The sequence below is a fragment of the Variovorax sp. DAIF25 genome, assembly GCF_050711835.1.
Lineage (GTDB): Bacteria > Pseudomonadota > Gammaproteobacteria > Burkholderiales > Burkholderiaceae_C > Variovorax.
In genome coordinates this window covers 4048249-4062549 of sequence record NZ_CP136636.1, presented here as the reverse complement: position 1 = coordinate 4062549, position 14301 = coordinate 4048249, and the positions used below count along the sequence as shown (strand labels likewise).

9 protein-coding genes are annotated in these 14301 nt (G+C 72.0%); 2 read left to right on the top strand and 7 right to left on the bottom strand.

The window, feature by feature from the left end:
• The first annotated feature begins 39 nt into the window (after positions 1-39).
• Together R0232_RS18820 and R0232_RS18815 are read left to right on the top strand one after the other, a co-directional pair.
• Complete coding sequence (locus R0232_RS18820; RefSeq protein ID WP_296782794.1) at positions 40-375, top strand: hypothetical protein; 336 nt, start codon at positions 40-42, stop codon at positions 373-375.
• Between the two features lie 200 nt (positions 376-575).
• Entirely contained in the window at positions 576-1928 is a 1353-nt protein-coding gene (locus tag R0232_RS18815) for a putative bifunctional diguanylate cyclase/phosphodiesterase (protein WP_431509050.1), read from the top strand.
• 70 nt (positions 1929-1998) lie between these two features.
• On the opposite strand, the gene R0232_RS18810 is transcribed toward R0232_RS18815, so the two are convergent.
• Genes R0232_RS18810 through bcsD form a run of 7 tightly spaced genes read right to left on the bottom strand, consistent with a single transcriptional unit; the run spans position 1999 to position 14094 of the window.
• A complete protein-coding gene (locus R0232_RS18810) occupies positions 1999-6321 on the bottom strand; it encodes a cellulose synthase subunit BcsC-related outer membrane protein (RefSeq protein WP_431509049.1) in 4323 nt (1440 codons plus the stop codon).
• On the bottom strand, positions 6297-7550 hold the full coding sequence (bcsZ, locus tag R0232_RS18805; protein ID WP_431509048.1) for a cellulose synthase complex periplasmic endoglucanase BcsZ: 1254 nt from the start codon (positions 7548-7550) through the stop codon (positions 6297-6299). The genes R0232_RS18810 and bcsZ overlap by 25 nt, the downstream gene beginning before the upstream one ends.
• 29 nt (positions 7551-7579) lie before the next feature.
• Positions 7580-9997 (bottom strand): cellulose biosynthesis cyclic di-GMP-binding regulatory protein BcsB, encoded by a 2418-nt coding sequence (bcsB, locus tag R0232_RS18800; RefSeq protein ID WP_431509047.1) that lies wholly within the window; start codon positions 9995-9997, stop codon positions 7580-7582.
• On the bottom strand, positions 9994-12225 hold the full coding sequence (gene bcsA / locus R0232_RS18795) for a UDP-forming cellulose synthase catalytic subunit (RefSeq protein ID WP_431509046.1): 2232 nt from the start codon (positions 12223-12225) through the stop codon (positions 9994-9996). The genes bcsB and bcsA overlap by 4 nt, the downstream gene beginning before the upstream one ends.
• Positions 12222-13049, bottom strand: coding sequence for a cellulose biosynthesis protein BcsQ (bcsQ, locus tag R0232_RS18790; protein ID WP_296782783.1), 828 nt, complete (start codon positions 13047-13049; stop codon positions 12222-12224). The genes bcsA and bcsQ overlap by 4 nt, the downstream gene beginning before the upstream one ends.
• Before the next feature lie 2 nt (positions 13050-13051).
• Positions 13052-13624, bottom strand: a complete 573-nt coding sequence (locus R0232_RS18785; protein ID WP_431509045.1) for a hypothetical protein — start codon at positions 13622-13624, stop codon at positions 13052-13054.
• Positions 13621-14094, bottom strand: a complete 474-nt coding sequence (bcsD, locus tag R0232_RS18780; protein WP_093342118.1) for a cellulose biosynthesis protein BcsD — start codon at positions 14092-14094, stop codon at positions 13621-13623. Before bcsD ends, R0232_RS18785 begins: the two co-directional genes overlap by 4 nt.
• Positions 14095-14301 lie beyond the last annotated feature (207 nt).

Below are 14301 nucleotides of genomic sequence, written 5' to 3'. Positions count from 1 at the left end.
GCGCCCGACTAAGCTACGCCCCGTTCAAGGAACCCCCGAATGCGCATCCACGGCCGACACTGGCTTTCTCTCACGGCGCTGCTCCTGCTGGCCGCCGGCTGCCAGGCGCCGCCCAAGGACCGTCCCCTCACCTCCGAGGTGCCGGAGCCGCCGGCCTTCGCGCCGCCGCCCGAAAGCTGTCTGGCCGAGGGCGTGCGCTTCGCGCTGGGCCTGCGCGTCACCGCGCCGCTGCTCGAGGAGATGCGCCAGCGCAGCGGCGCGAAGTTCGCGCGCACCCTGCTGGTCACCGACCCGTCCGACCCCGTGCTCGATCCGACCCGGCTCAACGTGAGGGTCGAACCCTCGGGCCGCATCGTGGGAGCGAGCTGCCAATAGAAGAGAGCCCGACCCGCCACTTCGATCCCGCTTCCCCGTTCCAGGCGCCGCATCCGCGAACGCTTGGGTGCCACGGTGTTGCGCGAAGACCGCGAACCTCACAATTCGCCCCGCACGGATCGCTCCACGGTCAGTTTTGAGAGAACAATAGATTGCGATTTTCCGGACTCAGCCCTTTGTCGACCAAGCAACCTCCCGCCATGGCCCTGCCGGATTCCGGACTCAACCGCCTTCCGCCCGATGAGGTGCTGCGCCCGCTGCTGGCCGACTGGGCCCGCGAGGGCAAGCGGCTGGCCATCGTCTGCTTCATCGACCTCGACCGTTTCGCCGACGTGAACCAGCGCCTGGGCATGGCCGGCGGCAACGCCGCGCTCGAGGAAGCACGCCGCCGCCTCAAGGCCCAACTGCCGCGCGAGGGCCTGCTGGCCCATGTCGGTGGCGACGAGTTCGCGGCCGTGTTCGCGGGCATCGGCAATTCGCAATGCCACCAGGTGCTCGAACGCATGCTGGCCGCGCTGGCCGAACCCTGGGAATGGCGCGGCCATGCCGTCAGCCTCGAGGCCAGCCTCGGCGCACGGCTGCTCGACGCCAGCGGCCCGCCGCCCGAGCTCGCGCTGCGCCAGGCCAGCCATGCGGCCTTCTTCGCCAAGCGCGCGGGCGACGGCCGGGTGCATTACTTCGACGCGCCGCAGGCCCATGCCGACGAGCAGATGGTGCGCGCGCGCCAGCGCATCCAGGAAGGCCTGGAGCGCGACGAATTCTTCCTCTGCTACCAGCCCAAGGTCGACATGCAGCGCGGCGTGATGGTGGGCGTCGAGGCGCTGATCCGCTGGCAGCATCCCGAGCGCGGCCTGCTGCAGCCCGGGCAGTTCGTGCCGCTCACCGAGGGCGACGAGCTCGCCGAGCGCATGGGCGACTGGGTGATCGGCGCGGCGCTGCGGCAGGCGCACGAGTGGCGCTCGGCCGGCCTGCGCACCGCGATCAGCGTCAACGTGAGCCCGCGCCACATGATGCGCTGGGACTTCGTCGACCGGCTCGCGCAGCACCTGGCGCAGTTCCCCAAGCTGGGCGCCGGCACGCTCGAGCTCGAGATCCTCGAGACCACCGCCATCAGCAAGTTCTCCACCGTGGCCCGCTTCGTCGAGGCCTGCAAGGGCCTGGGCGTGCCGGTGGCCATCGACGACTTCGGCACCGGCTATTCCTCGCTGACCTACCTGCGCCAGTTGCCCGTGTCCTCGGTCAAGATCGACCAGTCCTTCATCCGCGGCATGCTCGAGAGCGAGCAGGACCGCGCGATCGTGCAGGGCATCCTCGCGCTGCTCAAGGCGCTGGGCCGCACGCCCGTGGCCGAGGGCGTCGAGACGCTCGAGCTCGGCGAGGCACTGCTCGAGATGGGCTGCACGCTGGCCCAGGGCTACGGCATCTCGATGCCGCTGTCGGCCTGCGACATCCCGCAATGGGTGCAGGACTTCGAGCGCGTGCCGCTGTGGGGTCCGCAGCAACACCGCGCGCAGGCGGTGCCTGTCGCGGGGCCGTCGGTTTCGGGCGGCTGAGCCCTCTTCAAAAGACGAAAGCCGCGCAAGCCCCTCGGGGCCGCGCGGCTTTTTCGTGGGCCGTCGCCGTTCAGAGCAGCGGGGTGTACGGCGACACCAGCGGCCGCAGCGTCGTGCCCGTGGGCACGCCCAGCGTGCTCGAGCCGTCGAACACGTAGCGCAGGTAGAGGCTGCCGGTGAACTGCCGGTAGTCCTGCGCGTTGTTCAGGCCGACCGAGCCGCCCAGGTACATCTTCGGCGCGAGCTGGTACTCGAGCACCGCGGCGAGGTTGTAGGCCAGGCCGGTCTTCGAGGTCTTCGGATAGCGGCCGTTGTAGATCGTGCTGGTGAGGCCGAGCGACGCCGCGCCGGCGGCCGCGCGGCCGGCATCGCCGTTGCGGTTGCTGTCGGTCGGGAAGTAGGGCGTTTCCTTCTGGTTGAAGGCCTGCACGCCCAGCGAGGCGTTGACGCGCCACGACAGCCGGTTGTTGCGACCGCTCCAGTCCACCGGCAGCGCGAGGCTCACGAAGCTCTGCGGGCTGAAGTAGCCGCCATGGCCGAAGGTGTAGTAGCTGAGGTTCTTGTCGTAGCCCATGATGCCGAGGTTGAGCCCCAGCGTGAGCTTGTTGCCGGGTTCGCTCAGCAGGTGGATGTAGCTGCCGCCGCCGATCTCGAAGCGCGAGTTGCTCGCCACGTTCTTGCCCGTGAGGCCGTGCAGCGCGCCGTAGCCGTAGAAGCCGTAGGTGCCGTCGTCGTAGCCGATGTCGCCGCGCGCGCCGGTCGCGACCACGCCGCCCCAGCGCTCGCCGGTGCGCTCGTCCTTCGCGCCCGCGAAGGACAGCAGGCTGTCGGTGACCGGCCGGCGCGACAGGTCGGCCTTGTACGACCACGCATCGCCGAAGGCGCCCTTGAAGGTGGCGTTGCCGATCAGGTTGACCTGCTGGAAGCCCAGCGGCGTGGTGCCGATGCTGGCGCCGAAGTTCTTGCCTTCGTAGCCCACGCTCAGGCCCAGGCCCGAGGCGTTCTGCTGGCCCGCCGTGGTGCCGTTCAGCAGGCCCGTGAAGGCCGAGCCGGGTCCGCCGCCGAAGCGGCTGGCGGTGGCCCAGTCGCCCGCGGGCGAGCCGGCGTCGAGGAAGGTGGGCGTGACGCCCACGACGATCTTGCCGTCGCCGACCGGGAAGCGGGCCTCGAACGGAATCTCGAAGTCGGTCAGCCGGCTCAGGCCGGCTTCGCCCGCGCGGTTGCGGAACACGGTGCCCGCGGTGATGGAGACCGAGCGCGCGGCCTCGAGCTCGCGCAGTTCCGCCGCGGCCGAATCGGCCGGCGGCTGGGCACGCGGTGCCGCGTTCCAGCCGAGGTCGGCCGGCGCCGAACCAGGGCGCGGCAGCGGCAGCAGGCCGCCGCCCTGCACGTAGGCCGGCGGATAGCCGGCCTGCGGCGCCTGCGCGTAGACCGGTGCCACCGGCTGCGCGCCGGCCACCGGGTACTGCTGCAGCGGCGGCGCGATGTAGGCCGTGGCCTGGGGCGTGTTGGCCGTGCGCGCGGCGGTGCGCGTGTTCGCGGCCGGCGCGGCGGTGCTCGTGGTGCGGCGCCCCTTGGCATTGGCCGCGGGCTGCGAGCCCGCGGGCCACGGCGTCGCGCCCGGATAGCCCGCGTTCGCGGGCGCGGCGGGATAGGCCGGGTACTGCACGGGATAGGCGGCCGGGTACGCGCCCGCGGGGGCAGCCGCCGCGTAGGCCACCGGCTGCATCCGCGCCTGGGCGAAGGGATTGCCGCCGGCGCCCGCGGGCACCGGCAGGGCCGTGCTCGCGGCACCGCCGGTCATGCCGGCGAAGGGGTTCGCGGGCGGCAGGCCGCCCGGCACACCGGGCGCGCCGGGCGAACCGCCGGCCGCGAGCCGGCTGTCGGCCTCGACCGCGGCGCGCAGGTACTGCTCGGCCTTGCGGCTGTCGCCGGCATTGCGGTAGACGCGGCCGGCCGCGGTCAGCACGCGCGACTCGTCCGGCGCCTGCTTGAGCGCGGCCATCACGTAGCTCTCGGCGTCGCTGTGGTTGCGCTGCGCGCTCGCGCTCGCGGCGGCGGCCAGCAGGGTATCGAGGTCGGTCGGGCTGCGCTGCAGCACGCGCTGGTAGAGCGCCAGCGCCTGGCTCTCGTCGCGCGCGGCCGAGTACAGCCGCGCGAGCGCGGCCAATGCCTTCGGATCGTCGGGCTGCTCGGCCAGCACCGGCGCCATCGCGTTGTAGGCGGCCTCGAGGTTGCCGGCCTCGCGCAGCGCATCGGTCTGGCGCAGCGCGTAGGCGATGCGCAGCGCATCGAAGTCGGCGCGCTGGGACGAGGTCATGCTGGTGCTCGCGAGCTGGCGCAGCACGGCCGACAGTTCGATGTCCTGGCGCGTCTTGAGCAGCACCGAGGCATAGAGCAGGCGGTTGGCCACGGTCGGTGTCGGCGTGCGCGCGAGCAGCTGGCGGCTCATCGCGAGCGCGCGCGGCGCATCGCCGATGTCGGCATAGGCGCCCGCGAGCTGGCCGAAGATTTCGCTCGGCATGTCGCTGCTCAGCGAGGCCTCGGCCTGGCCCAGCAGCTGGCGCGCGGCGTCGACCTGGCCCTGGCGTGCCAGCGCCTGCGCGCGCTGCGCCTGCGACTGGGCCCAGAGCCGGCGCTGCAGCGCGGCCATCTCGCGGGTGCGCGAGCCGGCCGGGATGCGTTCGAGGTACTGGATGCCGGCGGCGGCGTCGCCGGTCTCGGAAGCCAGCAGGGCGCTCGCGAACAGCGCGTCGGGCATGTCGGGCTGCGACATCAGCAGGCCCTCCATCACGCCGCGCGCCTCGGCCACCAGGCCCTGGCGGCGGTAGATGTTGGCCAGGTCCAGCCGCACCCACGGGCTGTCGGGCGCGGCGAGCATCGCGTCCTCGAGCGTGCGCTGCGCGCCGGCCGCGTCGCCGGCATCGGCCTGCTGCTTGGCCCTGGCGCGCGCCTGCTCGACCTGGATGTCGCGCAGGCCGCCGAGCTGGGCCGCCTGCTCGGGCGTGAGGCGGCGCGAGAGTTCGAGCGCCTCGTCGGCGCGGCCCTGGCGGCCCAGCACCGCGATCAGGCCGCGCAGCGCCTGGCCGTCCGAGGGCTTGCTCTCGAGCACGCGGCGGTAGCCTTGCTCGGCCTGCGGCAGTTCGCCGGCGGCGGCGCGCAGGTCGGCCAGCGCGACCTGGCCCACGGGTTCGCGCCCGTCGATGCGCACCGCGCGCTCGAGCAGCGCCTGCGCATTGCGCAGGTCGTTGCGGCCCTGCGCGGCGCGGGCCTGGTTCACGAGGTTCCAGTAGGTGGCGCTCTGCAGCGCCGAATTCCACTTGGTGTTGCCGCCGCGCGCGGCCTGCTCGAGGTACTGCTGCGCCTCGGCGAAGCGCTCCTGGCGCAGCCGCACCAGGCCCAGGCCGCCTAGCGCCTCGCTGTCGTCGGCCTTGGCGCGCAGCGCCTGCTGGAAGCGCTGCTCGGCGGTCGCCGGATCGCCGCGCTCGAGCGCGCGGTAGCCCTCGCCGAGCGGCACGCCCGGGCCCGAGGCCGCAGTGGTGCGGCCACTCTCGAGCGCTTCGAGGCGCGCGGCCACGGCGGTGTCGTTCTGGTTGTTGGCGAGGAACTCGCGGTACAGCGGGATGTCGGGCGCGCGCGCGTCGAGCCAGATCAGCGCCTGGCGCCAGCTCGTGCGCGCGGCCGCGCCCACGGTGGGCTGCTTCGCGAGCTCGACCAGCGCGCGGATGCCTTCGCGCCGCGTGCTCTCGCTGTAGGTGCGCAGTTGCGCCAGCGCGAGCTTGTAGCTGGCGTTCTCGGGGTATTCGCGCGCCAGCTGCTCGATGCCGCGGCGGCCTTCGTCGGCGCCCTGCGGCGTGCTGCTCAGCGTCTGGTAGTACTCGAGCGCCAGCGCCTCGGGCGGCGGGCGGTTGTCGAACTGGTCGCGGTACAGCTGCACCGCCTCGGCCGCGCGGCCGGCGCGCGCGGCCGCGCGGGCGCGCTGCAGCAGGCTGCCCTGGCCGGGGTTCTGCGCCTGCTGCTGCAGGCGCGACAGGCGCGGGTCGTTGGGCGCGGCCGCGCGCAGCCGCGCGATCCAGCTGCGCGCCGGCTCGGCATTGCCGCGCGAGAGCTCGACCTGCGCCATGCCGTACATCGCGTCGGCCGATTGCGGGTTGACGCTCAGCAGCTTGCGCCAGCTCTCCTCGGCGAGGTCGACGCGGCCCTGCGACTGCCAGTAGTTGCCCTGTTCGATCAGGGCGGTGGCGGCGTCGGCCTGGGCGTGCGCCGGGTTGGCGGCGCCGAGGGTGGCGAACAGGCCCAGGCAGGCCAGCCAGCGCGCGGAGGGCAGGCCTCCCGGAGCGCGGCGCAACCGGGTCGGGCGCGGCGATGTCATGCCGTGCGGGTGGGTCGACATAGCAGTCTCCATGAGGTTTGCAGCTGGCCGTTCCGAAGGAACTGGTAGCGCCCGTCCAGCCAGGCCTGGCCGAAGAGCAGCAGCATTTGTTCGTAGTAGGGAAGCAGGGCGGTCGACGGCTGGCCGTCGGCGCGCGAATTGGGCAGGCGCGCCAGCTCGGTGGCCAGCGCCTCGGGCATGTCCTGCGCCTTCAGGTAGGGCAGCAGCGCGCCCGCGAAACCCAGCGGCCCCATGCCGCGCACGGTGCCGGTGGCGGTGTCGACCAGCTCGGGGATCGGCTGCCGGTCGGCCAGCAGGCGTTTCGGGCCGGCCAGCGCCTGCAGCAGCGGCCGGCGGTCGGGCGAGGACTCGGCCAGCATGCCGGCCCAGAGGTAGACGCGGATCGCGTCGTAGCTGCCGACCGTACCCTTCTCGGGATCGGCGACGAAGGCGCGCGCGTCCTCCGACCAGGCGCACCAGTCGGGCGAGAAGCCGCGCGGCGCCGTGGCCGCGAGCAGGCGCACCGTGTTGTCGGCCACCGCGGCCCAGGGGCCCTGCGGATCGGTCTGCTGGAAATAGCGCAGCAGCTGCAGCGGCATGTAGCTCGGGTTGAGCCGCCACACCGAGCCGGTGGCCACCGACTTGGGCCAGGGCAGCAGCATGCGGCCGAAGCCCGGCAGCAGCACCACTTCCTCGCGCGCCACCATGGCCAGCAGGCTGCGCCCCATGCTCGCGTAGCGTGGTTCGTTCCAGAGCCGGCCGGCCTCCATCAGCGCATAGGCGATCCAGAGGTCGGCGTCGGAGGCGGGATTCGGATCGAGCACGCCCCAGCCGCCGCCGGGCTTGCGGCCCCACTGCCAGGCCGGCAGGTTCTTCGCGATGCTGCTGTTGGCGAGGTTGGTCTCGGCCCAGCCCAGCACGCGCGCGAACAGCTCGCGGTCGTTGTGCACCAGCGCCAGGAACATGCAGTAGGACTGGCCCTCGGAAGTCGAGTGCTGCTGCGGCGTGTTGAAGTCGATCACGCGGCCGTCGCGCTGGATGTGGCGCGCGACGAAGGCGTTCCAGTCGGCGGCGGGATGGCAGGTGGCGGGCATCGGCGCGGCGGGCGGGGTGGCAGCGGCGGGCGGCGTGGCCTGCGCGGCCGCGCGCGTGCCGGTCCAGGCCAGCGCGGACGCGGCCGCCGCCGCGAACAGCGAGCGGCGCCGCCGGTCGGGAACGGAAGGGGGAAGCGTGGGCTTCGAACCTGGCATCGTGGGGTCGGTCTCCGGGGCGAGGGTCGTCACTTGAGGCGGCGGCGCGCGCGAATCTGCAGGCTGGCATAGGCCACCGCGGCGCCGATCACGGCCAGCAGCACCACCAGTGCCGCCAGCAGCAGCGGGCTGCGCGAGAGGTTCCATTGCAGCCAGGCGATCGGCGGCAGGCGGCCGACGTAGTAGGTCTCGCTGCCGAGCACGCTGTGCACCTGCGCGTCGCGCACGATGGCCATGCTGCCCTGCACGCGCTTGAGCAGGTCGGGTGTCATCAGCGCGTTGAGCAGCGCGTCCTTCGAGGTGCTGTTGGAGATCGCGGCGACCACGCTGCGGCCGCTGCGCAGCGGCGACTCGAAGCCCGCGAGCACCGCGTCGCGGCCGTCGTCGCTGACCGCGATCTGCATCGAGCCCGGCAAGTCCTCGCGGGTGCGCGCGCCGATCACGAAGTCGATCGCGGTGTCGATCCAGCTCGAGAGCTTGAACTGCGGCGAGCCGTCGCCGCTGCCGTTGGCGGCCGCGGCGCGCTTGAGCGGCATGCGCTCGGCCCACTGCGTGAACAACGGCTGGTTCTGCAGGTTGCCGATCACCAGCAGGTCCTTGTCGGCCCACTGCGAGACCTCGGCCGAGCGGCCCACCTTCACGCGCAGCACGGGGTAGCCGGTGGCGCGGCCGATCTGGCCCATCAGGCCGAGGTAGGTCTCGGTGTCGGAGGTGTCGGCCTGGTCGGGCAGGATCACCGCGGTGTCCGACAGGTCGGCCATGCGCGAGAACGGGAAGCCGCCGTTGGCGTAGGCCGCGAGCTCGGGCATGGCGATGAAGTGCGGGAAGCCCGAGACGTCGATCTTCGAGGTCGGGTCGATCGAGCCGCGCACGTTGTCGAGCTGCGGGATGCAGCGGCCGGCCACCGGCTCGAAGTAGTAGTGCAGGCGCAGCTGGCTGCGCGGGCCCAGCGCCAGCGGCGGCAGGATCACTTCCTTGCGTTCGGCCAGCGTGCCGTCGGGCATCAGCTTGACGGCCAGCGGGTTGTACCAGCGGTCGCCGGCCGGGTTGGCCGAGCGCAGCGGGATCGCGCCGATGAAGTTCTCGTTGACGTTGACGTTGAGCGTCGACTGGTCGGGCCGCACGCGCGGCGTGTAGCGGTAGAGCAGGTCGAGCGGGATGCCGCGGCTGCGCCAGGTGAACAGGTCGGGCGGCAGCTGCAGGTTGACCCGCACCACGTCGGGGTTGTAGCCGGTCACGGAGAGATCGGCCGCGGTCGTGAGCTCGCCGAACTGCAGCGCGCGGTCGCTGGGCACCCAGCGCGGCGCGTCGTAGGGCTTGCGCGCGGGCGGCTCCTGGAACGCGGCGATCGCGCTGGTCGCGCCCGACAGCGCGCGGCTGTTGAGTGCCAGCGAGGCGGCGGCGGTGCGCAGCTCGTTGGCGTCGCGGCCCATCACCAGCAGCAGCTTGGCGGTCGGGTCCTGCGGATGGTCGACCACGGCCAGCGCCGGCCCCTGGATCGCGGGCAGCACCAGGCCCGGCAGGCTGGTCTCGGGGGTGGCGAACACCACCGAATGGCCGCTGGGCAACTGGCCGCGCGAAACCGGGAACACGGCGCCGCGGTAGTCGGCGAGCGCGCCGAACCACGAAGAAACCACGCCCGCCGCCTCGAGCAGCGGGCCCGATTCGGCGCTGCCGAAGACGAAGGGAATGCGCGCGCGGCGCACGTCGCGGCGGTCGAAGAAGGGCTGCGGCAGCGTCGCGAGGTCGTTGCTCAGCTTGAGCGGCGACACGTTCAGGCGCAGCGTGCTCGAGGCATCGATGCGCGCCCACAGGCTGGTGTGGGCCGGGTCCTCGCAGTCGCGCGTGTAGTGGCCGATCAGCTCGACGTTGATGCGGTTGAATTCGGTGATCAGGCGCCGGTCGATCGGGATGTCGGCGGTCTGCGGCTTGCCGCCGTCGGCGCGGTTCACCGGCAGCGTGGCGACCAGCACGTCGTTGACCGTCACCTTCAGGTGCGACAGCTCGGGGATCAGCGAGGGCGAGTAGGCGTAGTTGAGGCGGAACGAGGCCGAGGTCACCAGCTCGTCGGCGCGGATGTTGAACGGGATGCCGATGGTGCCGCTGATGCCGCGCAGCTGGATCGCGTAGTCGATGCCCAGCTGCGTGAGGTTGAGTTCGCGCACCGTGCCGCCGGCGGCGGCCGTGCTGGCGACGGGCACCGGCACGCCGGCCGCGCCGGGCAGTTGCTGGGGCGGCAGCGCGAGCGTGGGCACGGCGGCCGGCGCGATCGAGGGCACGGTCGCGGGTGCGAAGGCCGGCGCGGCCGCGGCGGGTGCACCCGGACGCTGCTGCTGCGTCGAGGCCGTGCCGGCCGCGGTCAGCGCCAGCAGGGCCAGCATGGCGCCGGCGGCCGGACGGAAGGAGGGGGCGGCGCCGCGGCGCGGCGCTTTCGGAGTGATCGTCACGCGGTTTCCTTCTTCGTTCCGACGGAGCGCTTGGGCAGCCGCAGCCGCGAGAGGCCGGCCCGGTAGTAATGGGAGAACATGTCCTTGAAGCCGACCAGGCTGATGCTCGTCAGGTGGGCCAGCACGCGGTGCACGCCCACGCGCGGATGGTTGCCCCAGCGCGCGGCCCAGATGTCGGCGCGCGCGGTCGTGCACTGCACCAGCGCGCGCTCCTGCGCGAAGCTCATCGGCGCGAAGCGGATGCCCAGGCGCTTGCCGTTGCTGAAGCGCACGGTGGCGGGGAAGCGCGATTCCGCGTCGCCGCGGAACAGCGCCACCTCGATCGGTTCGTCGGGCGCCAGCTTGACCTCGGTCGGCAGCTCCAGGCCCAGGCCGCCGGTCGAGAAGTCGAAGGTGTTGCAGCGCATCGAGTGGCCGTTGGCGAAGTACAGCGCCGCCGGCACGTCGAGCGTCACGCGGTGCGCGGCCCTCACCTGGCGCGACTCGTTGGCCGCCGCCACGCAGGCGCCGAGGATCATGAGGTTGTAGACGGTCCAGGCCAGGTTCAGCCACACGGTGGCGATGTTCTGCGGATCGACCCAGGTCAGGCGCCAGATCCCGAGCGCCACGCCGATGAAGTTCAGCGCCAGCAGCACCAGGCTGGCCTTGGCGATCGAGGTGTCGAAGTACTGCTCCTGGATCAGGCCGCCCTTGGCCGTCACGTTGAAGCTGCCGAGCTTGGGATTGATCAGCGCCACCAGCGTGGGCCGGAAGATGTACCAGGCCAGCACCGCCTCGTAGACCTCGTTCCACAGCAGGTAGCGGAAGCGCCCCTGGATTCGGCTGTTGGTCAGGTTGGCGTGCAGGATGTGCGGCAGCGCGAACGCGAAGATCATCGAGGCCGAGGCATGGATCACGCTCGCGCCGAAGTACAGGTAGGCCAGCGGTGCCGTCAGGTAGATGAGCCGCGGCAGCCCGTACAGGAAGTGCAGCATCGCGTTGAGGTAGCAAAGCCGCTGCGCCCAGTGCAGCCCGCGGCCGAACAGCGGGTTGTCGACGCGGAAGATCTGCGCCATGCCGCGCGCCCAGCGGATGCGCTGGCCCACGTGGCCCGAGAGGCTTTCGGTCGCGAGACCCGCGGCCTGCGGCAGCGCGAGGTAGGCGGTGTTCCAGCCGCGGCGGTGCATCTTCAGCGCGGTGTGGGCGTCCTCGGTCACGGTCTCGACCGCGATGCCGCCGACCTCCTCGACCGCCGTGCGGCGCAGCACCGCGCAGGAGCCGCAGAAGAAGCTGGCGTTCCACAGGTCGTTGCCGTCCTGGATCAGGCCGTAGAACAGCTCGCCCTCGTTGGGCACCGTGCCGAAGGTGTCGAGGTTGCGCTCGAAGGGGTCGGCCGAGAAGAAATAGTGGGGCAGCTGGACCATGGCCAGCTTCGCGTCGCGGTTGAACCAGCCCATCGCGATCTGCATGAACGAGCGCGTGGGGATGTGGTCGCAGTCGAAGATCGCGACGAACTCGGCGCTGGTGTTCTTGAGCGCGGCATTGATGTTGCCGGCCTTGGCGTGGCGGTTGTTGTCGCGCGTGACGTGGGTCACGCCCACGGCATCGCAGAACTCGCGGAACTCGGGACGCCGGCCGTCGTCGAGCACGTAGATCTTGATCTTGTCGCGCGGCCAGTCGATGGCCTGCGCGGCCAGCACCGTCGGGCGCACCACCGACATCGGCTCGTTGTAGGTCGGGATGAACAGGTCGATGCTCGGCCACTCGGCCGGGTCGGCGGGCAGCGGCGAGGGCTTGCGGCCCAGCGGCCAGGCGGTCTGGATGTAGCCCAGCAGCAGCACGACGAAGGCGTAGAGCTCGGCCATGAGCAGGCCCACGCCCAGCACCAGGTCGACGATGTTGTCCATGTACATCGTCTCGGTGATGCGCCAGTAGGTGTAGCGCGAGGAGACGATCACCGACAGCAGCATCAGCACCAGGCCCGCGAAGTGGCCGCGGAAGCGGTTCACGAACAGGGCCGCGAGGAAGATGCCGATCGACAGCACCAGCTGCTGTTCGAAGGTCATGGGCGCGATGATCAGCGCCGGCGCCGCCGTCAGCAGGATCAGCCAGCCCACCAGCCGCACCGGCCACAGGCGCAGGAAGGCCGGCGCGGGCCGCGGCGGGCGGTCGGCGCCCAGCGGGGTATCGGGCGAGGGAGGCGGCGCGGAGCCCGCCTCGGATGCCGGCTGCGCCTTGCTGCTGCTCATCGGGACTCCATCTGCCAGGCCGGATCGGCCGCGGGCTGTGCGTGGGCGGCGCGGTTCGCGGCGGCCGCGGCGATGCGTGCCAGCAGCCGGTCGGCGCACACCGAGAGGTCCTGCGCCGCCTGGCTCAGGGGCGCGTAGCGGTGCACCGGCAGCGCCGAGGCCAGCGCCTCGGACACCGATTCGTCCTGGTGCAGCACGCCCAGCAGTTCCGACTGCAGGCGCGCGCGCAGCATCTCGAACACGTCGTGGTTGAGCCGGCGGCTCGGCGCCACCTGGTTCACCACGTAGGCGCTGCCGCCGTAGTCGGCGCGCGGGCGGCAGTACTTGTCGACCATGCGCTCGATGATCGGCAGGGTGGCGAAGGAGCCGGCATCGGCCAGCACCGTGACCACGCAGAAGTTCGCCGTGCGCAGCGCCTGCTGCATGTAGACCGTGGGGCCGGGCGGCGTGTCGAGCACCACCAGCGTGTCGTCGGGCAGCGCGAAGCGCGCGAGCGTGTCGCCGAGCCAGCCCGGGTAGCGCGCGAGCTGCTGCTCGAGCTCGATCTGCTGTTCGTCGTCGACCGTGCCGAAGGGCAGCACCACGGTGCCGCCATGGCCGGGGCGCATCGCCTGGGTCCAGGTCAGCTGGCCGGCCGCGACCTCGGCCAGGCCTTCGACGCACTGGTGCGGATCGTTGGCGAGGTGGAAGCGCAGCGCGTTCTGCGGATCGAGGTCGATCGCCAGCACGTGGTGGCCGCGCTCGGCGAGCACGGTGCTCAGGTTGGCGGCGACGGTGGTCTTGCCAACACCGCCCTTGGATGAAATGACGGGGATGACGACCATGGTCACGTCGGCCGGCGCCAGCGTGACATGGGGCCCGGCGGGGGCTCGGGGCGCTGCGGTCCCGCCAGGCGCGCGAACAGCGCGTCCAGCTCGGTCGGGCTCCGTGCGTCCGAGGCGGGAGGTGTCGGCGTGGCGGTGGAGGGAAGGACCGGGGCGGGCCCCGGGGCGAAAGCGGGAGCGGGCCGGGCGGCGGCCCAGGCGGGCACGGGCTGGGCCGGCGGCGGCACGGTTGGCGCCGGGCCGAACGGGCTCGCGAGCGGGGCGGCCGGTCGTGCGGGCGCGATGGCCGGCGCGGGGCGGACCGCCACGGGCGGTGGGGCCATGACCGGAGCCGGCGGCGGCACGGGCGCGGCCTGCACCACCGGCTTCACGGGTGCAACGGGCGGCGGCGGTACCGGAGCCGGCGGCGGTTCGGGCGCGCGCTCGATCGGCGCGCCCGACAGCAGCGGCCAGCCGGCGCGGCCTTCGCCGTCGGTGGGCTCGGGCGGCGCGAATTCCTTGTAGACATGCGAGTCGCCGCCGAACTTGCGGAACAGTCCGGCCACGTCCTCGGCGGATGGATCGTCGTTGTTCATGGGGAAGACCTCGCCAATCGGAGTTCGATCACCGCGCCGGGCTGCGGATGGGACGGCAGCGCCTGCACCCGCAGCGCGGCGGGCAGGCGCTGGCTGCCGAACCAGGTCTGGTAGACGCCTTCGAAGAAGCCGCTGCTCCAGCCAGTCGATTCGGGCCCGAAAGCCATGGCCAGCGGGCTGCAGGCATGGCGGATGCGCAGGCCGTCGGCTTCCTCGCGCAGGGTGCTGTAGCCCCAGTCGATGCCGTCCCAGCGGGCGTTGAACTCGGCTTCCAGTTCAGCCAGGCTCGCGCAGGGAGGCACCGGAAAGGTGCGCGCCACGTTCTCGCCGATGCGGAAGAAAAGCTGATGCAGATCCTCGGGCGGGAGCCCGGCGGCAAGCTCGGCTGCCATGCCGCGATTGAATGCGAGCCACTGCGCGCTGCAAGCTCGGCGTTCAAAGTGATCGAGGTCCCCGTTTGTTTCTTCCATGCTGGGGCATTCTCTGGGAATGGTTAACGATTGACAACAATCGTTTACTGAGTTGGTATTAGTTCACGGCTGATTGTCGGGAATTCGTGACGAACCAGTCGCATTCCGGCCTGTTCCGTTCAGTGCGATCCGTGGCCCCGACTTTCGCGTGGGGCCGGTGGCATCGAACTGGTAACTTAGGTGTTACGTATTCGTCAGCCAAATGGA

Bases quoted from the DNA above. Each gene is read 5' to 3' on its own strand.
- R0232_RS18820 (WP_296782794.1), top strand. From the start codon at position 40: ATGCGCATCCACGGCCGACACTGGCTTTCTCTCACGGCGCTGCTCCTG.
- bcsZ (WP_431509048.1), bottom strand. From the start codon at position 7,550: ATGCCAGGTTCGAAGCCCACGCTTCCCCCTTCCGTTCCCGACCGGCGG.
- R0232_RS18815 (WP_431509050.1), top strand. From the start codon at position 576: ATGGCCCTGCCGGATTCCGGACTCAACCGCCTTCCGCCCGATGAGGTG.
- R0232_RS18810 (WP_431509049.1), bottom strand. From the start codon at position 6,321: ATGTCGACCCACCCGCACGGCATGACATCGCCGCGCCCGACCCGGTTG.
- R0232_RS18785 (WP_431509045.1), bottom strand. From the start codon at position 13,624: ATGAACAACGACGATCCATCCGCCGAGGACGTGGCCGGACTGTTCCGC.
- bcsQ (WP_296782783.1), bottom strand. From the start codon at position 13,049: ATGGTCGTCATCCCCGTCATTTCATCCAAGGGCGGTGTTGGCAAGACC.
- bcsD (WP_093342118.1), bottom strand. From the start codon at position 14,094: ATGGAAGAAACAAACGGGGACCTCGATCACTTTGAACGCCGAGCTTGC.
- bcsA (WP_431509046.1), bottom strand. From the start codon at position 12,225: ATGAGCAGCAGCAAGGCGCAGCCGGCATCCGAGGCGGGCTCCGCGCCG.